Source organism: Shinella sp. M31 (assembly GCF_049199205.1).
In the GTDB taxonomy this organism is placed as follows: domain Bacteria; phylum Pseudomonadota; class Alphaproteobacteria; order Rhizobiales; family Rhizobiaceae; genus Shinella.
Genome location: NZ_JBLZPH010000109.1, coordinates 1 through 23,268, shown reverse-complemented (window position 1 = coordinate 23,268; position 23,268 = coordinate 1). Strand labels below are relative to the sequence as shown.

The window sequence follows — 23,268 nt, the reverse complement described above, 5'->3', positions numbered from 1 at the left end:
TTTCGCTGCTCGGACAAAGGCCGGTTGCCGGCCGAACCTCCGGCGTCGATCTTTAAAGAGATATTCCCATGCGATCATCGGGCAAGTCCGGTGTGGACGAACTCAGAGCCGTGCTGAAGACGAGCGCCGCGGGCTTTCTCGCCATCGGCCTTTTCAGCTTCTTCGTGAACCTGCTCGTCCTGACCGGGCCGCTCTTCATGCTGCAGATCTACGACCGGGTGCTTGCCTCCCGTTCGGAGGCGACGCTGGTGGCGCTGACCGGCCTCATCATCGGGCTCTATCTCATCATGGGCGTGCTCGACCATCTGCGCAGCCGCATCGCAGCCCGCATCGGCGCGCGCTTCCAGGCCCGCTTCGACAAGCGCGTCTTCAATGCCGTGCTCGATCGCACCGCGCTGCATGCGCAGGGTGTTTCGACCGTCACCGGCATGCGCGACCTCGACGCGATCCAGAAGGTGCTGTCGTCGCCGGCCGTCTTCACGGCCTTCGACATTCCGTGGACGCCGCTCTTCATCTTCGTCATCTTCACCTTCCATCCGTGGATGGGCATGCTCGGCGTCGTCGGCGGCCTCATCCTCGTGGCGCTCACCTGGCTCAACCAGAACGGCACGAAGGAAGACCAGGAACGGGCGATGATCGCCGGCCGCCAGTCCGACGAGATGACCCAGACCCTGCAGAAGGAAAGCGACACGGTGCGCGCGCTCGGCATGCGCCGCGCCGTCGCCAGCCGCTGGCAGCTCCTGCGCGACAAGGCGCTGGAAGCCAACATCCACTATTCCGACAGCAACGGCTTTTACTCGATCGCCTCGAAGACCTTCCGCGTCTTCCTGCAATCGGCCATCCTGGCACTCGGCGCCTATCTGGTGCTGAAGAACGAGATCACCGCCGGCGCGATGATTGCAAGCTCCATCATCATTGGCCGCGCGCTCGCCCCCATCGAGGGCGCCATCGGCCAGTGGGCGCTTATTCAGCGCGCCGTGCAGGGCTGGCGCCAGCTTTCGGAACTTCTGGGCCGCGTGCCGGAAGAGGATGCGCGCACCGCATTGCCGAAGCCGCGCGCCATCCTCGATGTCGAGCAGGTCACGGTCGTGCCGCCGGGCGAAAAGGTCGCGACGGTGCGCATGCTGAGCCTCGAGCTGCGTCCTGGCCAGGCGCTCGGCGTCATCGGCCAGAGCGCGTCCGGCAAGTCGACGCTGGCGCGCGTGCTGACCGGCATCTGGCCGCCCGCCGGCGGCAAGGTGCGCCTCGACGGCGCCTCGCTGGAGCAATACGGCACGGATGGCCTTGCCGACCATGTCGGCTACCTGCCGCAGGATGTCGTGCTGTTCGAAGGCACGATTGCCGAAAACATCGCCCGCATGGCGCTCGATCCCGATCCGATGAAGGTGGTGGAAGCGGCCAAGAAGGCCGGTGCGCATGACATGATCCTGCGCCTGCCCGATGGCTACGACACAAAACTGCCGGCCATGGGCGGCCGTCTCTCGGGCGGCCAGAAGCAGCGTGTCGGCCTGGCCCGCGCGCTGTATGGCGATCCGGTTCTTCTGGTGCTCGACGAGCCGAATTCCAACCTCGACGCCGAGGGGTCGATGGCGCTCAATCTCGCCATCCGCAACATGAAGGCCGAGGGCAAGTCGATCGTCATCATGGCGCACCGCCCGGCTGCCATCGAGGAATGCGAGCTCATCCTCATCATGGAAAACGGCCAGCGCCTGGCCTTCGGTCCGCGCGACGACGTTCTGCGCGCGCACCTGCGCAACCACACGCAGGTCGTGGCCGGTACGGGCACCGGCGGCAGCAACAAGTAAGGACAGGACCATGGTTCGGGAAACAGGCTCCAGGGACAAGAAGTGGAGCAGCCGCCGCTATGCGATCGCCGGCTATACGACGGTCTTCGTGTTGCTCGGCGGCATGGGCGCCTGGGCGGCGCTGACACGCATCAACGGCGCGGTCGTCGCCGCCGGCATCATCGAGGTCGCCAGCAACCGCCAGGTCGTCCAGCACCTGACGGGCGGCGTGGTGGGCGAGATCCGCGTCAAGGAAGGCGATACGGTCAAGGTCGGCGACGTGCTGATGCGGCTCGACGACACCTTCGACCGCTCGGAGCTGATCGTCATCGAAGGCCAGCTCTTCAGCCTGCTGGGTACGGCCGCGCGGCTTCAGGCCGAGCAGGATGACAAGACCGAGATCACCTTCGATCCCGATCTCCTCAAGGCGGCTGCGACCAATCCGGAGGCCGCCGAAATTATCACCGGCCAAAAGCGGCTGATGGCGGCCCGCGCGGAAACCCGCGACAAGCAGGCCGCACAGCTGCAGGAAAAGAAGGCGCAGATCGCCAAGCAGAACGAAGGTCTGCAAAGCCGCATCAAGGCGCTGGAAACGCAGGTGAGCCTCATCGGCAAGGAACTGGAGGCGCAGAACAAGCTGCTCGCCCAGTCGCTGACGAACGCCAGCCGCGTTCTCGCCCTGCAGCGCGAAGAGGCGGAAATCAGCGGCACGATCAGCCAGGCCACGTCCAACATCGCCGAAAACACCGGCCGCGTCGCCGAAATCGAGATCGCCATCCTCAATATCCATTCGACGGTGCGCGAGGAGGCGACGACGTCGCTGCGCGAGATCGAGGCGAAGATCGCCGAGCTTAAGGAACGCCGCAACGCCAAGCTGGAAACGCTCGGCCGCATGGACATCACCGCGCCGATGTCCGGTGTGGTGCTCGGCATGCAGGTCCACGCGCTGCGCTCGGTCATTCGTCCGGCCGATCCGCTGCTCTACATCATCCCGCAGGAGCAGGACCTCGTCATCTCCACGCAGATCTCGCCGACGCAGATCGACCAGGTCCATATCGGCCAGGTGGCGCATATCCGCTTCGGCGCCTTCGACCATCGCTCGACGCCGGAAATCTTCGGCCATGTGACCAAGGTCGCCGCCGACGTGCTCTCCGACCAGCGCACCGGCGCCACCTTCTACAAGGCCGAAATCAAGCCGGAGGCTGGCGAAATGGCCAAGCTCGGCGACAAGCACGTCATGCCCGGCATGCCGGTCGAAACCTTCATCCAGACCTCGGAGCGCTCGCCGCTGGAATATCTGGTGAAGCCGCTCGCCGATTACTTCGCCAAGGCGTTCCGTGAACGGTAAGCCACGCGGCAGAGCCAGTATATCATAGAGAAAAGGGCGCTGCGGCGCCCTTTGTCATGGCTTGCTCATGGAACAAAATCACCCTTCGGGCATTCCTTTTCCAACAATCAAAGGGAAAGGAAACTTCAATGGCTCGGGCTTTGATTCTCTGGTTGATGGGCGTTCCGCTCTTCGTCGTTCTGGCGCTGTGGTACTTCTTCTTCTGAGCAGCTTTTCGACTTACCTGCCTGGTGCAGGACTATAGGAATTCGGTGAGGTGGCAGTGCCTGAGGCGCTGCCACTTTCGTTTGGGGAGAGGTCGACGAATTCGAGTCGGGCATTCCCGCCCTCGATGGAATAGCCCGTCACGCGGCAGGTGCCCTTCTCTCGAACGGGGGCAGCACCGCTCAACACGTAGCCGGGCAGGCTTGCCTCATATCGGCCGGTGACAGGGTAGGGCGCCGGTTCGCAATTTTTCCGGAAGATGTACGCGGTGCCTTTGACAGCTCCACCCTTTTCGATTTCGCCGGCAAAGACGACAAAGCCGGGCTTTATGAAGCCGCGAAGGCTTGGCTTCACCGAGCGATAGGTTATCGCGCCGCGCTCGTAGTCGACATCCATGCGGGAGCCGTTGTGGTCGAAATCCGCAGCCCGCGCAGCACCCACACTGCAAAAGCAGAGCGCCATCGCTGCCATCGCATTCTTGCCGTTGCCCATCACCCTCTGTCGGCCCCCTGCTGTTCGGGCAAGGTGCGGCGACAGGCTTCGCCTGTCAATTCGAAACATGAAAAAAGGATGCCGATTGGGCGGCATCCTTTTGTTTACATGATATTTTCCAAGATTACTCGTCGAGATCCGCAAGGATCTCCGCCGCCCGGCCGGCGCTGGTGTGGCGCACGTCCACGTCCTGGCGGCGGCCCGCGAAGAGTTCGGTCGCCATGATCTTTTCGGCGAGATCGGCCGGCAGCGACAGCAGTACGCGCTGGTCGTCCTTGTGGATGCCGCCCAGTTCCGAGCGGCGGCCCGAGATCATGCCGCCGGCCACCGTGTTGTTGGTGTCGGGGTCGATCAGGATGAAGGCGCCGGTCGTGCGGTTCTGCTCGTAGGTGTCGAAGATCGCCTGTTCGTCGAAGGTGAGATGCACCTTGCCGATGGCGTTCATGCCGAGCTTGTCGGCCGAGGCCCATTTCGAGGTTTTCAGATCGAGCTGGCTGATCGGATCGACGGTGACGCGCTGGCGGCGCGAGCCGCTCTTCAGCCAGTAGCGCTTGCCGGGCTCGATGCCTTCCGGCTGGAGCGCGACGAGCTGGGCGTCGAAGCCGCGGCCGGTCATCGGCTGGCTGTCGATGGCGACGATCATGTCGCCGCGCGACACGTCGACCTGGCGGTCGAGCACGAGCGTGATGGCGTCCCCGGCGACGGCGGCATTGCGCACGAGGTCGAAGGTGACGATCTTGGTGACATTGGCGACCATGCCCGAGGGCAGGATGACGACCGAGTCACCCGGCTTCACCGAGCCGCCGGCAACCGTTCCCTGATAACCGCGGAAGCTTTCACCCGGACGCGAGACGCGCTGCACCGGCAGGCGGAAGCCGACCGTCTGGTTGGAGCGGGTGGTGGCCTTTTCCAGCGTCTCGACGAGCGTGGGGCCGTCATACCAGGGCATGGAGGCACGGCCGTCATAGACGACGTTCTCGCCCTTCAGCGCCGACATCGGGATGGCGGTGATCTGCTTGACGCCGAGCGTCAGCGCGAATTCCTTGAATTCATGAACGATCTGCTCGAAGCCCGCGCGATCGTAATTCGTCAGGTCGATCTTGTTGATAGCCAGAACGAACTGGCGGATGCCCATCAGCGCGGCGATGGTGGCATGGCGGCGGGTCTGTTCCAGAATGCCGGCGCGGGCATCGACGAGCAGCACGGCGAGATCGGCCGTGGAGGCGCCGGTCGCCATGTTGCGGGTGTACTGCTCGTGGCCGGGCGTGTCGGCGACGATGAAGGAGCGGCGGTCCGTCGCGAAATAGCGATAGGCAACGTCGATGGTGATGCCCTGTTCGCGCTCGGCCTGGAGGCCGTCGAGCAGCAGTGCGAAATCGGGCAGGCCGAGATCGTTCTGCTTTCCGCTGTCGCGGTGCAGCGTCGCGGCCTGGTCTTCCTTGACGGCCTTGGTGTCCCAGAGCAGGCGGCCGATCAGCGTCGACTTGCCGTCGTCGACCGAGCCGCAGGTGATGAGGCGAAGCGGGCGGGAGTCGCGGATAGCCTTGGCCTGTTCAGGGGCCGCTTCGAGGGCCGGTTCTTCCACGGTGAAAACCTCGGCCGTTGCGGTGGCGGAAACGGTCATCTCAGAAATACCCTTCGCGTTTTTTCTTTTCCATGGAGCCCGACTGATCGCGGTCGATCGCGCGGCCCTGGCGTTCGGAGACGGTGGCCGTCTCCAGCTCGGCGATGATGTCGTCGAGCGTCGTGGCGTTGGAGCGGATGGCGCCGGTCAGCGGGAAGCAGCCGAGCGTGCGGAAGCGGATGACGCCTTCCTGCTTGACTTCGCCGGGCAAAAGCTCGAGGCGCGGGTCCTCGGCCAGGATCATCATGCCGTCGCGTTCCACGTAGGGACGCTTTTCCGCGAAATAGAGCGGCACGATCTGAATGTCTTCCGCCTGGATGTAGCGCCAGATATCGACCTCGGTCCAGTTGGACAGCGGGAAGGCGCGCACGCTTTCACCCTGGCGGATCATGCCGTTATAGACGTTCCACAGTTCCGGGCGCTGGTTGCGCGGGTCCCAGCGATGGTCCGGAGTGCGGAAGGAATAGATGCGCTCCTTGGCACGCGAGGCTTCTTCGTCGCGGCGCGCGCCGCCGAAGGCCGCATCGTACTTGCCGGCGTCAAGTGCCTGGCGCAGCGCCTCGGTCTTCATGATGTCGGTATAGCGCGAGGAGCCGTGCGTGAACGGCGTGATGTTTTCCGCTTCGCCGCGCGGGTTCTTGTGCTCGATCAGGTCGAGATCGTAGTCCGCGACCATCTTGTCGCGGAAAGCGATCATTTCGGCGAATTTCCAGCCCGTGTTGACGTGCAGCAGCGGGAACGGCACGCGGCCGGGATAGAACGCCTTGCGCGCAAGGTGCAGCAGGACAGACGAGTCCTTGCCCACGGAATAGAGCATCACCGGCCGTTCGAATTCGGCCGCGACCTCGCGAAAAATGTGGATCGCTTCGTTTTCCAGCGCCTTGAGATGCGGATCGAGCGGCGGCTTGTGCGGTGCGTTCTGCTTCGCTTCCGTTTCGTGACGGATATCGGACATTGTAAACTCTACTCCGGATGGATCGCCTTGGGAGGGCTTGTTCTGGTCAGGCCGCGCTCGGGGCCGGGATGGGGGTGGCTTCCGCGACGTGCAGGCCGCATTCGCGCTTCTCGTCGTTCTCCCACCACCAGCGGCCGGCCCGTTCGGGCTCGCCCGGCTTGATGGCGCGCGTACAAGGCTCGCAGCCGATCGACGGATAGCCGCGCGCATGCATCGGATTTATCGGCACGGCATGGTCGGCCACATAGGCTTTGATGCGTTCGATGTCCCAATCCGCCAGCGGATTGATCTTGATCAGGTTGCGCTCGGCGTCGAACTCCGCAAACGGCGTGTCGGCACGGTTACCGGACTGGCCGCGGCGCAGGCCGGTGATCCAGAAGGATGCCCCTTCGAGCGCGCGGGCAAGCGGCTTCAGCTTGCGCAAGCCGCAACAGGCGTGGCGCGCTTCGACGCTCTCATAGAAGCCATTGAGGCCGTATTTGGCAGCATAGGCGTCGATATCGTCCTGCGCCGGCACATAGCGGGTGATGGTAATGCCGTACTGGCCCTCGGTCTCGTCGATGAGATCGACGGTCTCCTTGAAGAGACGGCCGGTCTCCAGCGTCACGACATCGACATTGAGGCGGTTCGTGCCGATAGCGGCGGTGATCACCTGATCCTCGATACCGAGGCTGGTGGTGAATACGGCGCGCCCGCCCAATTCCCCCACGAGCGAAAGACGCTCTGCGAGGTCGAGATTGGCAAGCTTGTCATTGAGGGCCTGCGCGGTGCCGTTTCCGGTGAGAGCAGTCATTCTAATCCGTAGCCTTTGCGAGAAGTTGCCGGATTATCGCAGCCTCGTCTCCCGCAGGACAGCAAAACGGATTTCCAAAGTTTCAGCGAAGGAGCAAATATCTCTCTTTCAGGCGCTTCCGGCAGAAATCCTGACGCCTCTGGCTCGCCCGCAAAACCTCCAAAAAAGCGCGGGAATAAACTTGACAATAAAACTCACATTTAATAGCTGAGTAGCGTAGTCAAGTTTAGCGGGCATCGGGCCCGCAGGGAAGGACTGGGGACCATGGCCATCACGATTACCGCCAATGACGCCAACAAGGACGGCAAGGGCATCGACTTTTCCGCTTATCTCTCGAACTTCAACAAGACGTTCACGCGCGCGGGTTACGGCGGCTTCAACAGCGCCGATCCGATGGCGATGAGCGGCACGCAGTACTACTCGAACGATGCCAGCAAGTACGGCGTGGTTCTGACCTCGGGCAAGACGGCGTGGAACTACAACATGTCGACGCACAAAATCACCGGTTCGCTGAACACCGTGGAGTTCGGCAATTCGATCGCCCTCGATAGCAAGACCAACACGTTCAAGATGGTCTCCGACGTGAAGATCACGGGTCTCGGCGTGACCGACACGACGCTCGGCGCCCAGCTCCTGAGCGACATCATGGGCGGCAAGTCGACGACCGCAGGCGCGACCACCGGCCTCGTCAAGATCCTCAACGCCAATTCGATCATCTTCAACGGCAGCACGGGTTCCGATGTCTTCTCGGGCTATGCCAAGGACGACACGCTCAATGGCGGCAACGGCAACGACAAGCTCTACGGCAATGGCGGGCACGACACGCTGCGCGGCGGTGCTGGCAACGACACGCTGTATGGCGATGCCGGCAATGACAAGCTCTATGGCGATGCGGGCAACGACAAGCTCTACGGCGGTGCCGGCAACGACACGCTCTCCGGCGGCGACGGCAACGACACGCTCAATGGCGGCGCCGGCATCGACACGCTCTCCGGCGGCAACGGCGACGACTTCCTCTTCGGCTATGCCGGCAACGACAAGCTCTATGGCGACGCCGGCAACGACACGCTTTCGGGCGGCGCCGGCAACGACACGCTCGACGGCGGCCTCGGCAACGACATCCTGTCCGGCGGCGTCGGCGCGGATACCTTCATCATCAAGTCGGGTCAGGGCCTCGATCGCATCACCGACTTCGAAGCCGGCAAGGCCGGCCTTGATGTCATCCGCCTCGACAAGGCCGTGCTGAAGAATTTCGCCGATGTTCTCAGCCACGCCACGGAAACCCGCGCGGGCGACCTGGTCATCAAGTATGGCGCCGGCTCGATCACCCTCGAAGGCATCGCCAAGGCCGACCTGCACACGAGCGACTTCCTGTTCGCATAAGCCGCCCAGACCTCCGGGTGCTTCTGAAAGCCGGGCGTAAGCCCGGCTTTTTGCCGTCGGCTCAGCGGTCGCTGACCGCCGCGCGCGGGTTGACCCACGGCTCCTGATTGGAGCGGGCGAGCGGTTGCCTGCCGAGGATGTGGTCCGCCGCCTTCTCGCCGGTCATGATCGATGGCGCGTTGAGGTTGCCATAGGTCACGTGCGGGAAGATCGAACTGTCGGCAACCCGCAGGCCGTCGATGCCGATGACGCGGGTTTCCGGATCGACCACCGCCATCGGATCGTCGGGTGCACCCATGCGGCAGGTGCCGGAGGGGTGATAGGCGCTTTCCAGATGCTCGCGCAGGAAGGCGTCGATCTCGTCGTCCGTCTGCACTTTCTCGCCCGGCTGGATTTCCGGCCCGCGGAAATCGTCGAAGGCCTTCTGGCCGAAGATTTCGCGGGTGAGGCGCACGCAGTGGCGGAATTTGATCCAGTCTTCCTCGTGGCTCATGTAGTTGAACCTGATGACCGGATCGGCCATCGGATCGGAAGAGCGGAGCGTCACGTTGCCGCGCGACTTCGACAGGTTGTAGCCGACATGCACCTGGAAGCCGTGGCTCTTCGCCGCCGCCTTGCCGTCATAGGAGATGGCGACGGGCAGGAAGTGATACTGGACATCCGGCTGCTTCAGCCCCGGTGCCGAGCGCAGGAAGGCGCAGGCCTCGAACTGGTTGGAGGCGCCAAGCCCGCCCTTGGAGACGAGCCATTGCGCGCCCGCGACGCCCTGCCAGAACCACGGCAGCCAGGAATAAAGCGAGACCGGCTTGGTGGAGACCTGCTGGAAGTAGAATTCCATATGGTCCTGCAGGTTGGCCCCGACGCCGGGACGGTCGACCTTCACCTCGATCCCCATGTCCTTCAGGTGCTGCGCCGGGCCGATGCCCGAGAGCATCAAAAGCTTCGGCGAGTTGAAGGAGGAGGCCGAGACGATGACCTCCTTGTTGGCCCTGACCACCTCGATCTTGCCGCTGCGCTCGATCTCGACACCGACGGCCCTGCCGTTCTCGATGACGATCTTTCGCGCAAAGCAGCGCACCAGCGAGACGTTCGACCGCTTCAGGGCAGGGCGCAGATAGGCATTCGCCGCCGACCAGCGCCGGCCGTTGTAGATCGTCTGCTCCATCAGGCCGAAGCCTTCCTGCTTGGAGCCGTTGTAATCCTCCGTCGTCTCGAAGCCGGCCTGCTGGCCCGCCTGAATGAAGGCATGGAACAGCGGGTTCGTCACCGGGCCGCGGCGCACATGCAGCGGCCCGTCGGTGCCGCGCCAGCCGGCCTCGCCGCCCAGCGACGTCTCCAGGCGCTTGTAATAGGGCAGCACATCCGCATAGGCCCAGCCGCGCGCGCCAAGCTCCTCCCAGCGGTTGAAGTCCTCCGCATGGCCGCGCACATAGACGAGGCCGTTGATGGAGGACGACCCGCCGATCACCTTGCCACGCGGTGCCGTGATGCGCCGGTTGTTGAGATGCGGCTCGGGTTCGGAGAGGTAGCCCCAGTTATAGCGCTTCATGCTCATCGGCCAGGCAAGTGCTGCCGGCATCTGGATGAACGGCCCGATATCCGAGCCGCCATATTCCAGCACCATGATCGTATGCTTGCCATCCTCCGAGAGGCGATAGGCGATTGCCGAGCCGGCCGAGCCGGAGCCGATGATGATGTAGTCTGCGTTCTGCATGGCGTCAGTGCCTCGTGCGGCGGTCGTGATCATAGTCAATCGCGATATCACTATTGATAGAAATATCGCTAATTGCTATGATGCGTTGATGAAGGAAATTCGCTTCCGAAGGGCTGCCGATCAGGCGCTGCAGCGTATGCAGCCCAAGAGGAGGGCCGCAATCCTCGATAAGCTTCGCGCTTATGCGCGAGGTGAGGTCGTCGATATCAAGAAAATGAAAGGCCAGCCGTTCTTTCGTATCCGCGTCGGCGGCGATCGCGTCATCATCGATGACGAGGGTACCGTCGTTATGGTGATCGATGCGGGACCGCGTGGCAGTATCTACAAGGAGTAAAGCCGGATGGGCGATATCCAGAGATTGACCATTGATGGCAAGTCCTACGTCCTCCTCAGCGAGGAGGACTACGAAGACCTCATCGACGGACTGCGTGCGGAAGCCGTCATGGCCGGCATTCGTGCCGGTGAGGAAACGTGGCCGCTGGAGCTTGTCGAAGCCAAGTCCAACGGCGAAAATCCCGTTCGTCTCTACAGGACGTACCGCAAGATGACGATAACCGAACTCGCCGAGGCAGCCGGCATCTCCCAGCCCTATCTTTCCGAGATAGAGGCTGGCAAGAAGACCGGCTCCGTCGATGTCCTGAGACGTATCTGCAAGGTGCTTCGCATCGACCTCGAAGACCTTTTCGTCAACATGAAGGACGATTGAGGCGCCCATCTCAATACGGCGCCTCGACCTTGCCCATGGACACGTAGACCGTCTTCAGCTCCGAATAGTGCTCCAGCGCGGCCAGCGAGTTTTCGCGGCCGAAGCCGGATTGCTTGGAGCCGCCGAAGGGGATTTCCACCGGCGCGAGGTTGTAGGCGTTGATCCAGAGCGTGCCGGCTTCGAGCTGGTCGACGACGCGGTGGGCGCGGGTGATGTCGGCGGTGAAGACGCCGCCGGAGAGGCCGAATTCGGTGGCGTTGCCGCGCTCGATCACCTCGTCCTCGTGGTCGAAATCGAGCACGCACATGACCGGGCCGAAGATTTCCTCGCGCGCGATGATCATGTCGTCGGTGACGTCGGCAAAGACGGTCGGCTGGATGTAATAGCCTTCGGCCGAAACGGCGTTCGGAATGCCGCCGCCCGTCAGCAGCGTCGCGCCCTCGGCCTTGCCCTTCGCGATATAGTCCATGACCTTGTCGCGCTGCGCCTTGGAGACCATCGGGCCGAGCTGGGTGGCCTCGTCCAGCGGATCGCCGATCAGGATTTTTTCCGTGCGCTCCTTGAGGCGGGACAGAAAGCGATCCTTGATGCCCTTCTGCACGAAGACGCGGGTGCCGTTCGAGCAGACCTGGCCGGTCGAGTAGAAATTGCCGAGCATGGCGCCGCCGATGGCGCTTTCGAGGTCGGCGTCGTCGAAGACGATGAGCGGCGACTTGCCGCCGAGTTCCATCGTGACGTGCTTGAGGTCGGAAGCCGCAGCCCCCGCCACCTTCTTGCCCGTCGGCACGGAGCCGGTCAGCGAGACCTTGGCGACGTCCTTATGGTTGACGAGCAGCGGCCCGGTCGAGCGGTCGCCCTGGATGACATTGTAAAGACCCTTCGGCAGGCCGGCTTCGATCAGGATTTCGGCGATCTTCAGCGCGCCGAGCGGCGTGTTTTCCGAGGGCTTGAAGACCATGGCATTGCCGCAGACCAGCGCCGGGGCCCCCTTCCAGCAGGCGATCTGCTGCGGATAGTTCCAGGCACCGATGCCGACGCAGACGCCGAGCGGCACGCGCTTGGTGAAGGCGAAGTCCTGGCCGAGCGGGATATAATCGCCGTTGAGGCCGGCGGCCGCGATACCGCCGAAGAATTCGAAGGCGTCGGCGCCCGAGGTCGGGTCGGCGACGATGGTTTCCTGGATCGGCTTGCCGGTATCGAGCGTCTCGAGTTCGGAAAGTTCGCGGTTCCTCTCACGCATGATCTCGGCCGCGCGCTTGAGGATGCGGCCGCGGGCCGTCGGGCTCATCGCGGCCCATTCCTTCTGGGCGCGCTTGGCCGACGCGATGGCCTTCTCGACGATCGCGGGCGTTGCCGCGTGGAGACGGGCGATCACCTCGCCGGTGGCGGGATAGACGCTCTCGAAGGGCGTGCCGGCGACGTCTTCCACATACTCGCCGTCGATGAAATGCGAGGCTTTGGGTTGGGCTCTCATCTTATTCTCCCCGCGGATAGCGTTTGGATTCCTCGAGATTGTCGAGGTTCATGTGGTTGCGCATGTAGCGTTCGGATGCCTTCTGCAGCGGCTGGTGGTCCCAGGGGTAATAGGCGCCGTTCCTCAGCGCCTCGTAGACCACCCAGCGCCGCGCCTGGCTTTCACGCACGGCGGCGTCGAATTCGGCCATGTCCCAGCGCGCCTCGCGCATCTGCCGGAAGGCGGCAAGTGTCGCCTGGATGACCGGATTGTCCGACGTTGCGAGATTGGTGAGTTCCTGCGGATCGGCCTCGAGGTCATAAAGCTGCTCGGGGTCGAGTTCGCAATGAATGTATTTCCACTTGCCCTCGCGGATGCCGACGAGCGGCGCATAGGAGGCTTCCGCCGCATATTCCATCAGCACCGGCGAGATACGTTCCGCACCGTTGATGATCGGCAGCAGGCTCTCGCCATCCGTCCAGGGCATCACCTCGTCCATGGAAATGCCGGCGAGATCGCAGAGCGTCGGCGTCACGTCGAGATTGGAGGAGGGGGCAAGATGCAGGCCGGGCGTCACGCCGGGGCCGGCGACCATCAAGGGCACGCGGGCGGACCCCTCGAAAAAATTCATCTTGAACCACAGGCCGCGCTCGCCGAGCATGTCGCCGTGGTCGGAGCAGAAGAAGATCAGCGTGTCGTCCAGCATGCGCGTGCGCGTCAGCGTATCGACCAGTTCGCCGACCTTCTCGTCGAGATAGGAAATATTGGCGAAATAGGCCTGGCGCGAGCGGCGCACATCCTCGCCGCTGATGGCGAATTTCGCATAGTCGCAGGAATGCAGGATGCGTGCGGAATGCGGATCCTGCTCCTCCAGCATGCCGACTTCGGGCAAGAGGTGCTCGCAATCCTCGTAGAGGTCCCAGAACTTGCGGCGGGCCACGTAGGGATCGTGCGGATGGGTAAAGGAGACGGTCACGCACCAGGGGCGGCGGTATTGGTCGTCGTTCTCGCGCGAGAGCTGGTAGAGCTTCTGGTTGGCGAGGAAGGCGACCTCGTCGTCATATTCCATCTGGTTGGTGATCTCGGCCACACCCGCGCCCGTCACCGATCCCATATTGTGATACCACCAGTCGATGCGCTCGCCCGGCTTGCGATAATCCGGCGTCCAGCCGAAATCGGCCGGATAGATATCGGTGGTCAGCCGTTCCTCGAAACCGTGCAGCTGGTCCGGTCCGACGAAGTGCATCTTGCCCGACAGCGCCGTGTAGTAGCCGGCGCGGCGCAGGTGATGCGCGAAGGTCGGGATGGAGGAGACATATTCCGCCGCATTGTCATAGACCCGCGTGCGGCTCGGCAATTGGCCGGCCATGAAGGAGGCGCGGGCGGGCGCGCAGAGCGGCGAGGAGGTGTAGTTGTTGCGGAAGCGCGCCGAGCGCGCGGCGAGCGCCTTCATATGCGGCGCATGCAGCCAGTCCGCAGGCCCATCCGGGAAAAATGTCCCGTTGAGCTGGTCGACCATGATGATCAGGATATTCGGCTTGCTGGCGGTCACGGACAGGTCCTTGAAAAATGAAAATCAGAATTAGCGTTTCTCTGTGACGGGCGCTCGCCGGCCCGCGTCGGGTAAAGCAGCACCCGCGACAGCGGCAAGCTGCGCATCCACGTAGCTCTCGGTCAGCGCGATCGAGGTGGCGATGCTGACCGGCGCCGAACGCAGCCCCTGGCGCAGATAGAGCCCGTCGATCATGGCGGCGGCGCCATCGGCGATTTCAGCCGCGTTTTCGGCTGGGCAGAGCTGCCTGAGGCTGGAGAGCAGGCTGGAATTCAGCCGCCGCGCATAGACGACGAGCAGCCGGCGCACCGCCTCGGAGCGCTGCGCTTCGGAATAGAAGGCAAGCCAGGCCGCCACCGTCTCCGGCGCGAACTGATGGGCCTGGAAATTGACGCGGATGACAGCCGAAAGCCGCTCTCGCGGCGTGGTCGCCTCCCGCAGCGCCGCCACGGCGTCGGCCCGCAACTGGCGCAGCAGGCTGCGGATCGTCTCGATGACGAGCTGTTCCTTGGAGCCGAAATAGTGATGGGCAAGCGCCGGCGACACGCCGGCATGACGGGCGATCTCCGACATGGTCACGGTCAGCGAGCCATGATCGCCGACCGCTCTCAGCGTCGCGTCCACCAGCGCCTTGCGGCGCACCGGCTCCATTCCAACCTTCGGCATATCGTTCCCCTTATTGTCGTCGAACGTATTTTTAATTGATCGATCAATCAATAAAAATCTTCGTGTTAGAGGAGTTCAATCAGATGTCGCAAAGGCGCGTTATTTCGTGTTAGGCTAGCTTTGTTTTCATTCGATTTTCGAGGTGCACCATGGTCCTCTCTCCCGGAATGAACCCACTCTCCGATGTCCGTGCCAAATGGGGCTGGTTCGTCGCCCTCGGCGTCGTCCTGCTGGTTTTCGGCGCCATTGCGGCCGCCAATCTCTTCATCGCGACTGTCGCCTCCGTCTATTATGTCGGCATGCTGATGATCGTCGGCGGTGCGGTGCATCTCGCTCATGCCTTCCAGGTCAAGGCCTGGCGGGAGACGATCGCCTGGGCGCTGAGCGCGCTGCTCTATCTGGCGGCCGGCGTGCTCGCCTTCGTCAATCCGGTGCTGACCTCCGCCGTTCTGACCCTGCTGATGGCCGCAGCCCTGCTCGTCGCCGGCATCTTCCGCATTTTTGCGGCGTGGCGCGTGCGGCCGGAAAAGGGCTGGGGCTGGTTGATGGCGGGCGGCGTCGTCACCGCGCTGGCGGGCCTCGTCTTCCTGCTTGGCTGGCCGGTCAACAGCCTGTGGCTGCTCGGCCTGTTTCTCGCCTTCGATCTTGCCATGCAGGGCTGGGCACTCATCGGCTTCGGCCTCGCGCTGCGAAAATAGGCCGCGCCCTTTACCTCCCGCCGCCATCGGCCCATCATGACGGCGGGAGGATTGTTCATGGACGTTTCCATCATCGGCTGGGCGCATACGCGCTTCGGCAAGCTTGAAGGCGAGACGGTCGAGAGCCTGATCGTCACCGTTGCGCGTGAGGCGATCGCCCATGCGGGGCTGTCGGCGGGCGATATCGACGAGATCGTGCTCGGCCATTTCAACGCCGGCTTCTCGCCGCAGGATTTTACCGCAAGCCTCGTCTTGCAGGCCGATGACGCCTTGCGCTTCAAGCCGGCGACGCGGGTGGAAAATGCCTGCGCCACGGGCTCGGCCGCCGTGCACCAGGGCATCCGCGCCATCCGGGCGGGTGCCGCGCGCCATGTGCTGGTTGTCGGCGTCGAGCAGATGACGAGGACGCCCGCCGCCGAGATCGGCGCGAACCTGCTCAAGGCCTCCTACCTGCCGGAAGACGGCGATACGCCGGCCGGTTTCGCCGGCGTCTTCGGCCGCATCGCCTCCGCCTATTTCCAGCGCCATGGCGACCAGTCCGATGCGCTTGCGGCGATCGCCGCCAAGAACCATAAAAACGGCGTCGCCAATCCCTATGCGCAAATGCAGAAGGATCTCGGCTTCGATTTCTGCCGCACCGAAAGCGAGAAGAATCCCTTCGTCGCCGGTCCGCTGAAGCGCACGGATTGTTCGCTCGTCTCCGATGGCGCTGCTGCTTTGGTCCTGGCCTCCTCGGATGCCGCCACCAGCGCCCCGCGTGCCATAGGGTTCCGCGCCGCCGCCCATGTGCAGGATTTCCTGCCTATGTCGAAGCGCGACATCCTGATGTTCGACGGCTGCGCGCAAGCCTGGCGGCAGGCGCTGGCACAGGCCGGCGCCACGCTCGGCGATCTCTCCTTCGTCGAAACCCATGACTGCTTCACCATCGCCGAACTGATCGAATACGAGGCGATGGGTCTCGCTAAGCCGGGCGAGGGCGGCCGTCTGGCCCTCTCCGGCGAAACGGCCAGGGACGGCCGCCTGCCCATCAATCCCTCCGGCGGCCTCAAATCCAAAGGGCATCCGATCGGCGCGACGGGCGTCTCCATGCATGTACTGACAGCCATGCAGCTTGCCGGCGAGGCAGGCGGCATCCAGGTGCCGGGCGCCACGCTCGGCGGCCTCTTCAACATGGGGGGCGCGGCCGTCGCGAACTATGTCTCCATCCTAGAGCGGCGGCGTTGAGCGGTTTGACAGCCACCGCATCACGGCCTAGAAATTCGCCTGTGGGATGGGGATGACACTCCCCCGATATCAGCCGTTTTCCGGCTGATAGCTCCTGCCTGACCGGCCAGCGATAGCCGTCGACGGCGGGAGCCTGTTCTGCGGCCGCCCGTGGGCGGTTTTTTGTTGTCCGGATGTCGCAACAACGGACTGTGAGGCACGGACATGACCTATCTGATCGTCTTTCTGGGCGCAGGTATCGGCGGGGCCGGCCGGCATGGGGTGAATGTGCTGGCGGCAAGGCTGTTCGGCACGCATTTCCCCATGGGCACCCTGATCATCAACGTGCTCGGCTGCCTGCTGATGGGCCTGATCGCCGGCGTCTTCGCCTTCAAGGTCAGCCTGCCGCAGGAGGCGCGGCTGTTTTTGACCACCGGCATCCTCGGCGGCTTTACCACCTTCTCCGCCTTTTCGCTCGATGCGGCCCTGCTCTGGGAGCGTGGTGAAATGGGCCTGGCAGCACTTTATGTCGGTGCTTCGGTTTTTGTTTCGCTTTTGGCGGTTGCCGCCGGACTTGCGCTGACCCGGGTGATGCTCGCAGGAGGTGCAGTATGAAGGCCTTTCTGACCTCGTGGCAGGTCTGGGCGCTCGGCTCGGCGGTCTTCGCCGCGCTGACGGCAATCTTCGCCAAGATCGGCATATCGGACGTCAATTCCGACTTCGCCACCTTCGTGCGCACCGTTGTCATCCTGCTGGCCATCGCCTTCATGCTGACGCTTGCCGGCAACTGGCAGGCGCCCGGCACGGTGCCGGCCAAGAGCTGGATCTTCCTCATTCTCTCGGGTCTGGCGACCGGCGCGTCCTGGCTCTGCTATTTCCGCGCGCTGCAGATCGGTAAGGCCGCGCAGGTCGCGCCGGTCGATAAGCTCTCCGTCGTGCTCGTCGCCATCTTCGCCGTGCTCTTCCTCGGCGAACAGCTTTCCACCACGCACTGGATCGCGGTTGCGATGATTGGCGGCGGCGCGCTGCTGCTGGCCTTGCCCATATGAGGGGTTTCTTTTTCAACTCCTTGTAGTCGTTGAAGTTTCATCGAATTGTCACACTACGGAAACGGATTTTTCAGGGATCGGAAGAGAGACTTCGCGGCATTGCAAAAGCCCCGGAGCGCCCCATGTCCGCCGCTGAACTGCTCGCCCTTCGTCGTTTCGGTGATGGTGAGATCGTCACGCTCGCCAAGCTGGTCATCGAAACGGCATTCCAGCCGATCGTGGAAGCGGCCACCGGTGCCGTCTTCGGCTACGAGTCGCTCATGCGCGGCTTCGACCGGCTCGGCTTCCGCTCGCCGCTCGATCTGCTCGACCGGGCACACGAGGCCGGCCAGCTTCTGGCGCTCGAGCACATGGTCAACAGCCGGGCGATCGCCGCCTTCGCGGCATTGCCGGATTTCCGTTCGCGCACGCTCTTCGTCAATCTCGATTCCCGGCTGGTGGGCGAGGGCGCCGATCTCGTTGAACGCCTGGCCGGCCATCTGTCCCGCGCCGGCATTCCGGCCTCCTCGATCTGCTTCGAGATTTCCGAGCGGTTCAACAACGACCAGCTGCCGGATTTCGCCATGCTGGTGCGAAAACTGCGGCTCGCCGGCTTCAAACTCGCCATCGACGATTTCGGCGTCGGCCACAATGGCCTGAAGCTGCTCTGCGATCACCCGGTCGATTATCTCAAGATCGACCGCCATTTCATCTCCGGCATGGAGGCGGACGCGCGAAAGCGCCATCTCGTGCGCAACACCGTCAATGCCGCCCATGTTCTCGGCATTCGCGTTATCGCCGAGGGTGTGGAGAGCGAGGCGGAGTTCATCGCCTGCCGCGAGGCGGGCTGCGATCTCGTGCAGGGCTGGTTCGTCTCGCGCCCCGTCACGGATTTTTCGGCGCTGAGCCCGGTCTATGCGCAGGTTGCCCGCGCCGGCGGCACGCGCCGCTCCTCGCGCACGCTGGACAGCATCCTCATCCGCCGCGAGATCGAGCAGGTCGCGGTGCTCCGGGAAAACGAGAGCCTGGAATCGGTCTTCGAATTCTTCCGGCGCGATCCCAAGCGCACCTTCTTCCCGGTGCTGAACGCCAATGACGAGCCGCGCGGCATCCTGCATGAATATCATGTGAAGGAGCTGAGCTATCACCCGTTCGGCCGCGACCTCTTGAAGAACAAGCTCTACCAGAAGAGCCTGTCGCATTTCGTCACCATGGCGCCGATTGCCGATCTCGATACGCCGGCCGAGCAGCTGCTCGACGTCTTTACCGGCATGGGCGGCAATGAATGCGTGATCCTCACGGAGAACCTGCGTTATGCCGGTATCCTCTCGGCCTCGTCGCTCTTGAAGATCATCAACGAGAAGCGGCTGAAGACGGCGGAGGACCAGAATCCGCTGACCGGCCTGCCGGGCAATCGCTCGATCCGCGATTACCTGCAGGACAAGGCGCTCGACGGCGACCAGCTGCGCTGCCTGTGCTACTTCGATTTCGACAATTTCAAGCCGTTCAACGATCACTACGGCTTCCACAAGGGCGATCTCGCACTGTCGCTCTTCGCCTCGCTGATGCGCCGTGAATTCGTCGGTGAGGACGTCTTCGTCGGCCATGTCGGCGGGGATGATTTTTTCGCCGGCGTTGCCGGCCGGCCGGTGGAGGCGGTGCAGGACATCCTGGAACGGCTGCTTTCCGATTTCGCCCGCGAGGTGCGTGCACTCTATTCGCCGGAGGATCGGCTGGCCGGGGAAATCCGCGGCCGCGACCGGGCGGGCCATCAGATGAAATTTCCGCTGATGCGCTGTTCGGCCGTCGTGCTGGTGGTGCCGGAAGGGGAGGTGATCGGTGAGGCGGGGCAGATCAGCAGCCGCATCGCCGCCCTGAAGGCGGATGCCAAGGAGAGCGACGGGGGGCTCGTGCTCTCCTCGGTCTCGGGCGACATGCAGCCTGCGGCAGCGGCACGTCGTTCATAATAGGGCGGGCCCTTGCGGACCCGCCCCGTGCCACGTCAGCGGAGAATCTTCACCGTCTTCGCTTCGTGGTTCTTGCCGGACATGTCGAAGGAGATGGCCACCTTCTCGCCAGCCTTCAGTCCGGGATCGTGAAACCCCTTGGGAAGGTGGTAGACGGTGCCATCGGCAAGCGTCAGAGACATCGACGCCTTGTTGTAGTCCTTGACCGTACCGGTCGCCGACTTGGCGGCGAGGGCAAGACCTGGGGTGGCAAGAATGGAAACGATGGCGAGATTGGAAAGAAGAACACGCATCTGTGTCGTCCTGAAAAGCTCCGGGCGGAGCTGAGAAGCCGTCCGGGAGGCGTCGCGTCGCAGCCTTTAAGGGAAGGGCTGCCGGCGCTCCCCGGCTTCGGAAGGAAAGCTAGGCCCGGAAAAATCCGTTTGCAAATTAACAAGATTTAATTTTCGGCGCCGCGAAACAGCCGGAATTTCAGGGCTTCGCGGCCGAATGTTGACGATGCTCAAGCACCACGTGATGTCGCAGCAAACGCGCCCAAGCGATTCAAAAGATTCGCGCTTTGGGCTAGAATCACCAAAGACGATGCGGTCGCAACACGCGGGGAGGATCTATCCATGTCGGTTCCATCATCCATGTCCCATATCGGGCTCAGCGAACATGGCGGCCCTGACGTGCTGGTGCTGGCCGAGGGGCGCACGCCGCAGCCGCGCAGCGGCGAGATCCTCGTGCGCGTCGAGGCAGCCGGCATCAACCGGCCTGATGTGCTCCAGCGCAAGGGCGATTATCCGCCGCCGCCGGATGCCAGCCCGATCCTCGGCCTGGAGATCGCCGGCGAGGTGGTGGCGATCGGCGAGGACGTGACCGGCTACCATCTCGGCGACCGGGTCTGTGCGTTGGCCAATGGCGGCGGCTATGCGCAATATTGCGCGGTGCCGGCCACCCAGGCGCTGCCCTTCCCGAAAGACTATGATGCGGTGAAGGCGGCGGCGCTGCCGGAAACCTTCTTCACGGTCTGGGCGAACCTCTTCATGATGGCGGAGCTGAAGCCGGGCGAGAGCGTGCTCATCCATGGCGGATCGAGCGGCATCGGCACGACGGCGATCCAGCTTGCCGCAGCACTGGGTTCACGCGTCTTCACGACGGCCGGCACGGCGGACAAATGCGAGGCCTGCCTTGATCTCGGCGCCAGCCGCGCCATCAACTACCGCAGCGAGGATTTCTGCGCCGTCATCGCCGAAGAGACGGGCAAGGTCGGCGTCGACGTCATCCTCGACATGATCGGCGCTGCCTATTTTGAGCGGAACCTCAAGTCGCTTGCCCGTGACGGGCGCCTGTCGATCATCGCCTTCCTCGGCGGCACCTTCGCCGAAAAGGTCAGTCTCGCGCCCATCCTGCAAAAGCGGTTGCGCCTGATGGGTTCGGCCATGCGTCCGCGCACCGTGGCGGAAAAGCAGGCGATCCGCGATGCCCTGCTGGAGAAGGTCTGGCCGCTCCTGGAGGAGGGGCGCATCGCCCCCGTCATCCACGCCGTCCTACCTTACAAGGAGGCCGCCGCCGGCCATCGCATGATGGAGCATGGCGATCATATCGGCAAAATTGTACTGACCTTCGACTGAGTTTTACTCGGCGCAGGTGATGCGGTCGCGGCCGAGATGTTTGGCGCGGTAGAGCGCCCGGTCGGCGCGCTCGAAGAGGTCTTCCGCCGCCGTGCCGCAGAATTCCGCGATGCCGGCCGACATGGTGTAGGTGCAGCAGATATCGGCCCGGTTCTCCGCCCGCGCCATGTGGCTGCGCAGCCGCTCGATGGCGTCGGTCGCCTGGCGCAGGCCGGTGCCGGGCATCAGCACCAGAAACTCCTCCCCGCCGATGCGCGCGAAAAAGTCGCCGCCGCGCAGCTCCTGCCGGCCGGCGGCAGCGAAGTGTTTCAGCACCCGGTCGCCATTGGCATGGCCGTAGCGGTCGTTGATGCTTTTGAAATTGTCGAGGTCTATCAGCACCAGCGAGAGCGGCGTGCCGTCGCGCAACGCCGCCTGCATGTCCGCCTCCAGCCGCTCCATGGCGGCACGGCGGTTGAAGAGGCCGGTCAGCGGGTCCGTATCGGCGGCGAGGCGGGCGGCGTCGCGGGCAAGCTGCAGCACGCGCTCGTTGGATTTGAGCATGGTGATGTCGGTGAAGACATGCCACAGCCAGCCGCCTGGCAGCAGCACCTCGTTGACGAGAAACCACCTGTCGTCGGTAATATCGATCTCGAAGGTGCGCTGCGGGCTGCTGCGCCGCTTCTTGCAGGCCATGTCGAGAAATTCCTCGACCGGCAGGCTGATCTTCGGTCCGACGCGCTTGCCGTGGCAATTGCGCATGATGTCGTCAAAGGTGCTGGCACCGGACTGCACGTCGAAGAGCAGGCGGAAGGCTGCGGAACCGTAGGCAAGCTCATCATCAGGCGAAAACAGCGCGAAGGCGACGCCGGAGGCGTCGAGGCCGGACAGGATGAGGTCCGTCGTGGCGCGGTCGCGGAGAAGGGCGAGCGGCAGGATCGTATCGATCTTTGCCATGCCGCTTTCTTCCAGCCAGCCATGTCCATCGCTCAGCCGCAACCGCTCGTCCTTTCCGGGGCAGAATCGCCAGACAGGCCGACGATAGGTGCCCTTTGTGGCAGAAGGCGGCAGTGTCGCAATCGCGACCGCAGGACGACGTTAACAAATCCTCAATCGCCGAGCCCGGTCGTTTTGTGCGGCAGGCCGATGGCAAGCAGGATGGCGAGGGCCGCCGGCAGTGCGAGCAGCGCATAGAGCCAGCGCGCCGCCGTCACCGCACCCTCGACGCCGCCCGGCTGCAACAGGCCGGTGGAATTGACGATGATGCCGGCGAGTGCGGCGCCGAAGGCCGCACCCAGCGCCTGCATGGTGGTGATGGCGGCCGAGGCCTTGTCCGTCTCGCCGGAGGGAGCAAGCCACATGACATGGGTCACGAGATGCGCCCAGCCCATGCCGATGCCGAAGCCCATCAGATAGGTGAAGACCGTCGAAAGCACGAGCAGGAGAAGGCCGCTGTCGGGATTGTGCCGCGCGAGCGTGAAGACGAGCAGCGCAGTCGCCACCGTCTCGATTGCTCCGCCGACGAGGATGACGCGGTTGGCCAGCCTTCCCTTGAGGCTTGCGGTCATGAAGGCCGCCGTCGTCCAGCCGAGCGCCAAAAGCGCCACGAGATAACCCGAGACCAGCGGCGTGACGCCGTGCAGGACCTGCAGGAAATAGGGGATGTAGACATCCGAGCAGATCGTCACCAGCAGCAAAAGCATGATGAGATAGACGCGGGCGAGCGGCGAGCCGAGGCTGATCGTGCCGGCCGGCAGCAGCCGCGCCTCGGCATGGCGCTCGATGGTGATGGCGGCGATGACGCCGATGACGGCGGCGCCCGCAAGAACGCCGCGCAGCGCCGGCGCATCCACCGAGCTTGCGAAGGAGAGCAACACGACGGCCGTCACCAGAAGCACGATCTGCACGAAAGGCGTTTTCGTCGTCACGCGCTCGCCGTCGCCCGAGGGCAAGAGGCGGGGCGCGACGAAAGCCATGATCGCCGACAGCGGCACGAGCAGCGCGAAGGCTTCGCGCCAGGCGCTGCCGGCGGCGAAGATGCCGCCGATGGTCGGCCCCAGGAAGGTCGCTATGCCCCAGACGGCGGCGTAGAGCGTGGAGGCC

The 23,268-nt window shown here is 63.8% G+C and carries 22 protein-coding genes; 11 read left to right on the top strand and 11 right to left on the bottom strand.

The features are described 5' to 3' along the window. Positions 1-68 precede the first annotated feature (68 nt). A complete protein-coding gene (locus tag ACOZKU_RS18360; RefSeq protein WP_421580080.1) occupies positions 69-1,805 on the top strand; it encodes a type I secretion system permease/ATPase in 1,737 nt (578 codons plus the stop codon). 10 nt (positions 1,806-1,815) lie between these two features. Continuing rightward, positions 1,816-3,132, top strand: a complete 1,317-nt coding sequence (locus tag ACOZKU_RS18355; RefSeq protein ID WP_421580079.1) for an HlyD family type I secretion periplasmic adaptor subunit — start codon at positions 1,816-1,818, stop codon at positions 3,130-3,132. Positions 3,133-3,351: 219 nt separating this feature from the next. On the opposite strand, the gene ACOZKU_RS18350 is transcribed toward ACOZKU_RS18355, so the two are convergent. The 4 genes from ACOZKU_RS18350 to ACOZKU_RS18335 form a co-directional block, all read right to left on the bottom strand. After that, entirely contained in the window at positions 3,352-3,828 is a 477-nt protein-coding gene (locus ACOZKU_RS18350; RefSeq protein WP_421580078.1) for a hypothetical protein, read from the bottom strand. Between the two features lie 124 nt (positions 3,829-3,952). Then, positions 3,953-5,452 carry a sulfate adenylyltransferase subunit CysN gene (cysN, locus tag ACOZKU_RS18345; protein WP_421580077.1) on the bottom strand — a complete coding sequence of 500 codons (1,500 nt, stop codon included), beginning with the start codon at positions 5,450-5,452 and terminating at the stop codon, positions 3,953-3,955. A 1-nt stretch (position 5,453) separates the two neighbouring features. Continuing rightward, complete coding sequence (gene cysD, locus ACOZKU_RS18340; RefSeq protein WP_421580076.1) at positions 5,454-6,407, bottom strand: sulfate adenylyltransferase subunit CysD; 954 nt, start codon at positions 6,405-6,407, stop codon at positions 5,454-5,456. Between the two features lie 46 nt (positions 6,408-6,453). Beyond that, positions 6,454-7,200, bottom strand: a complete 747-nt coding sequence (locus ACOZKU_RS18335; RefSeq protein ID WP_421580075.1) for a phosphoadenylyl-sulfate reductase — start codon at positions 7,198-7,200, stop codon at positions 6,454-6,456. Positions 7,201-7,464: 264 nt separating this feature from the next. Here ACOZKU_RS18335 and ACOZKU_RS18330 point away from each other — a divergent pair, with 264 nt between their 5' ends. Next, entirely contained in the window at positions 7,465-8,583 is a 1,119-nt protein-coding gene (locus ACOZKU_RS18330; protein WP_421580074.1) for a calcium-binding protein, read from the top strand. A 61-nt stretch (positions 8,584-8,644) separates the two neighbouring features. Here the strand turns inward: ACOZKU_RS18330 and betA are convergent, their stop codons facing one another. After that, the gene (gene betA / locus ACOZKU_RS18325) at positions 8,645-10,297 is read right to left on the bottom strand and encodes a choline dehydrogenase (protein WP_421580073.1); all 1,653 of its coding nucleotides are present in this window, start codon (positions 10,295-10,297) and stop codon (positions 8,645-8,647) included. A gap of 88 nt (positions 10,298-10,385) precedes the next feature. Here betA and ACOZKU_RS18320 point away from each other — a divergent pair, with 88 nt between their 5' ends. After that, positions 10,386-10,631 carry a cytotoxic translational repressor of toxin-antitoxin stability system gene (locus ACOZKU_RS18320; RefSeq protein WP_314087365.1) on the top strand — a complete coding sequence of 82 codons (246 nt, stop codon included), beginning with the start codon at positions 10,386-10,388 and terminating at the stop codon, positions 10,629-10,631. A gap of 6 nt (positions 10,632-10,637) precedes the next feature. Then, complete coding sequence (locus tag ACOZKU_RS18315) at positions 10,638-11,003, top strand: helix-turn-helix domain-containing protein (RefSeq protein WP_421580072.1); 366 nt, start codon at positions 10,638-10,640, stop codon at positions 11,001-11,003. Positions 11,004-11,013: 10 nt separating this feature from the next. Here the strand turns inward: ACOZKU_RS18315 and betB are convergent, their stop codons facing one another. From betB to betI, 3 genes are read right to left on the bottom strand one after another with little or no spacing between them, the layout of a single operon-like run. Continuing rightward, positions 11,014-12,477, bottom strand: coding sequence for a betaine-aldehyde dehydrogenase (betB, locus tag ACOZKU_RS18310; protein ID WP_421580071.1), 1,464 nt, complete (start codon positions 12,475-12,477; stop codon positions 11,014-11,016). A gap of 1 nt (position 12,478) precedes the next feature. Then, positions 12,479-14,008, bottom strand: a complete 1,530-nt coding sequence (betC, locus tag ACOZKU_RS18305) for a choline-sulfatase (RefSeq protein WP_421580070.1) — start codon at positions 14,006-14,008, stop codon at positions 12,479-12,481. A gap of 30 nt (positions 14,009-14,038) precedes the next feature. After that, on the bottom strand, positions 14,039-14,674 hold the full coding sequence (gene betI / locus ACOZKU_RS18300; protein ID WP_421580069.1) for a transcriptional regulator BetI: 636 nt from the start codon (positions 14,672-14,674) through the stop codon (positions 14,039-14,041). A gap of 149 nt (positions 14,675-14,823) precedes the next feature. Here betI and ACOZKU_RS18295 point away from each other — a divergent pair, with 149 nt between their 5' ends. From ACOZKU_RS18295 to ACOZKU_RS18275, 5 genes are all read left to right on the top strand, one after another. After that, positions 14,824-15,372: an HdeD family acid-resistance protein gene (locus ACOZKU_RS18295; protein WP_314087371.1), complete on the top strand. Its 549-nt coding sequence runs from the start codon at positions 14,824-14,826 to the stop codon at positions 15,370-15,372. Between the two features lie 57 nt (positions 15,373-15,429). Next, the gene (locus ACOZKU_RS18290) at positions 15,430-16,596 is read left to right on the top strand and encodes an acetyl-CoA acetyltransferase (RefSeq protein WP_421580068.1); all 1,167 of its coding nucleotides are present in this window, start codon (positions 15,430-15,432) and stop codon (positions 16,594-16,596) included. A gap of 204 nt (positions 16,597-16,800) precedes the next feature. After that, positions 16,801-17,190: a fluoride efflux transporter CrcB gene (crcB, locus tag ACOZKU_RS18285; protein WP_421580067.1), complete on the top strand. Its 390-nt coding sequence runs from the start codon at positions 16,801-16,803 to the stop codon at positions 17,188-17,190. After that, positions 17,187-17,624, top strand: coding sequence for an EamA family transporter (locus tag ACOZKU_RS18280; protein ID WP_421580066.1), 438 nt, complete (start codon positions 17,187-17,189; stop codon positions 17,622-17,624). Before crcB ends, ACOZKU_RS18280 begins: the two co-directional genes overlap by 4 nt. A gap of 122 nt (positions 17,625-17,746) precedes the next feature. Next, a complete protein-coding gene (locus ACOZKU_RS18275) occupies positions 17,747-19,570 on the top strand; it encodes an EAL domain-containing protein (RefSeq protein WP_421580065.1) in 1,824 nt (607 codons plus the stop codon). Between the two features lie 35 nt (positions 19,571-19,605). Here the strand turns inward: ACOZKU_RS18275 and ACOZKU_RS18270 are convergent, their stop codons facing one another. After that, positions 19,606-19,863: a DUF1344 domain-containing protein gene (locus ACOZKU_RS18270; RefSeq protein ID WP_313529072.1), complete on the bottom strand. Its 258-nt coding sequence runs from the start codon at positions 19,861-19,863 to the stop codon at positions 19,606-19,608. 321 nt (positions 19,864-20,184) lie between these two features. On the opposite strand from ACOZKU_RS18270, the gene ACOZKU_RS18265 reads away from it, so the two are divergent. Next, on the top strand, positions 20,185-21,186 hold the full coding sequence (locus tag ACOZKU_RS18265) for an NAD(P)H-quinone oxidoreductase (RefSeq protein ID WP_421580064.1): 1,002 nt from the start codon (positions 20,185-20,187) through the stop codon (positions 21,184-21,186). A gap of 3 nt (positions 21,187-21,189) precedes the next feature. Here the strand turns inward: ACOZKU_RS18265 and ACOZKU_RS18260 are convergent, their stop codons facing one another. Together ACOZKU_RS18260 and ACOZKU_RS18255 are read right to left on the bottom strand one after the other, a co-directional pair. Continuing rightward, positions 21,190-22,122: a GGDEF domain-containing protein gene (locus ACOZKU_RS18260; protein ID WP_421580063.1), complete on the bottom strand. Its 933-nt coding sequence runs from the start codon at positions 22,120-22,122 to the stop codon at positions 21,190-21,192. Positions 22,123-22,274: 152 nt separating this feature from the next. Further along, positions 22,275-23,268 (bottom strand): MFS transporter (locus ACOZKU_RS18255; protein WP_421580062.1); only part of this gene is annotated, 994 nt, incomplete at its 5' end.

Excerpts from the sequence above, each read along its gene's own strand:
- ACOZKU_RS18360 (WP_421580080.1), top strand. The coding sequence starts at position 69 with ATGCGATCATCGGGCAAGTCCGGTGTGGACGAACTCAGAGCCGTGCTG.
- ACOZKU_RS18355 (WP_421580079.1), top strand. The coding sequence starts at position 1,816 with ATGGTTCGGGAAACAGGCTCCAGGGACAAGAAGTGGAGCAGCCGCCGC.
- ACOZKU_RS18350 (WP_421580078.1), bottom strand. The coding sequence starts at position 3,828 with ATGGGCAACGGCAAGAATGCGATGGCAGCGATGGCGCTCTGCTTTTGC.
- cysN (WP_421580077.1), bottom strand. The coding sequence starts at position 5,452 with ATGACCGTTTCCGCCACCGCAACGGCCGAGGTTTTCACCGTGGAAGAA.
- cysD (WP_421580076.1), bottom strand. The coding sequence starts at position 6,407 with ATGTCCGATATCCGTCACGAAACGGAAGCGAAGCAGAACGCACCGCAC.
- ACOZKU_RS18335 (WP_421580075.1), bottom strand. The coding sequence starts at position 7,200 with ATGACTGCTCTCACCGGAAACGGCACCGCGCAGGCCCTCAATGACAAG.
- ACOZKU_RS18330 (WP_421580074.1), top strand. The coding sequence starts at position 7,465 with ATGGCCATCACGATTACCGCCAATGACGCCAACAAGGACGGCAAGGGC.
- betA (WP_421580073.1), bottom strand. The coding sequence starts at position 10,297 with ATGCAGAACGCAGACTACATCATCATCGGCTCCGGCTCGGCCGGCTCG.
- ACOZKU_RS18320 (WP_314087365.1), top strand. The coding sequence starts at position 10,386 with ATGAAGGAAATTCGCTTCCGAAGGGCTGCCGATCAGGCGCTGCAGCGT.
- ACOZKU_RS18315 (WP_421580072.1), top strand. The coding sequence starts at position 10,638 with ATGGGCGATATCCAGAGATTGACCATTGATGGCAAGTCCTACGTCCTC.
- betB (WP_421580071.1), bottom strand. The coding sequence starts at position 12,477 with ATGAGAGCCCAACCCAAAGCCTCGCATTTCATCGACGGCGAGTATGTG.
- betI (WP_421580069.1), bottom strand. The coding sequence starts at position 14,674 with ATGCCGAAGGTTGGAATGGAGCCGGTGCGCCGCAAGGCGCTGGTGGAC.
- ACOZKU_RS18295 (WP_314087371.1), top strand. The coding sequence starts at position 14,824 with ATGGTCCTCTCTCCCGGAATGAACCCACTCTCCGATGTCCGTGCCAAA.
- ACOZKU_RS18290 (WP_421580068.1), top strand. The coding sequence starts at position 15,430 with ATGGACGTTTCCATCATCGGCTGGGCGCATACGCGCTTCGGCAAGCTT.
- crcB (WP_421580067.1), top strand. The coding sequence starts at position 16,801 with ATGACCTATCTGATCGTCTTTCTGGGCGCAGGTATCGGCGGGGCCGGC.
- ACOZKU_RS18280 (WP_421580066.1), top strand. The coding sequence starts at position 17,187 with ATGAAGGCCTTTCTGACCTCGTGGCAGGTCTGGGCGCTCGGCTCGGCG.
- ACOZKU_RS18275 (WP_421580065.1), top strand. The coding sequence starts at position 17,747 with ATGTCCGCCGCTGAACTGCTCGCCCTTCGTCGTTTCGGTGATGGTGAG.
- ACOZKU_RS18270 (WP_313529072.1), bottom strand. The coding sequence starts at position 19,863 with ATGCGTGTTCTTCTTTCCAATCTCGCCATCGTTTCCATTCTTGCCACC.
- ACOZKU_RS18265 (WP_421580064.1), top strand. The coding sequence starts at position 20,185 with ATGTCGGTTCCATCATCCATGTCCCATATCGGGCTCAGCGAACATGGC.
- ACOZKU_RS18260 (WP_421580063.1), bottom strand. The coding sequence starts at position 22,122 with ATGGCAAAGATCGATACGATCCTGCCGCTCGCCCTTCTCCGCGACCGC.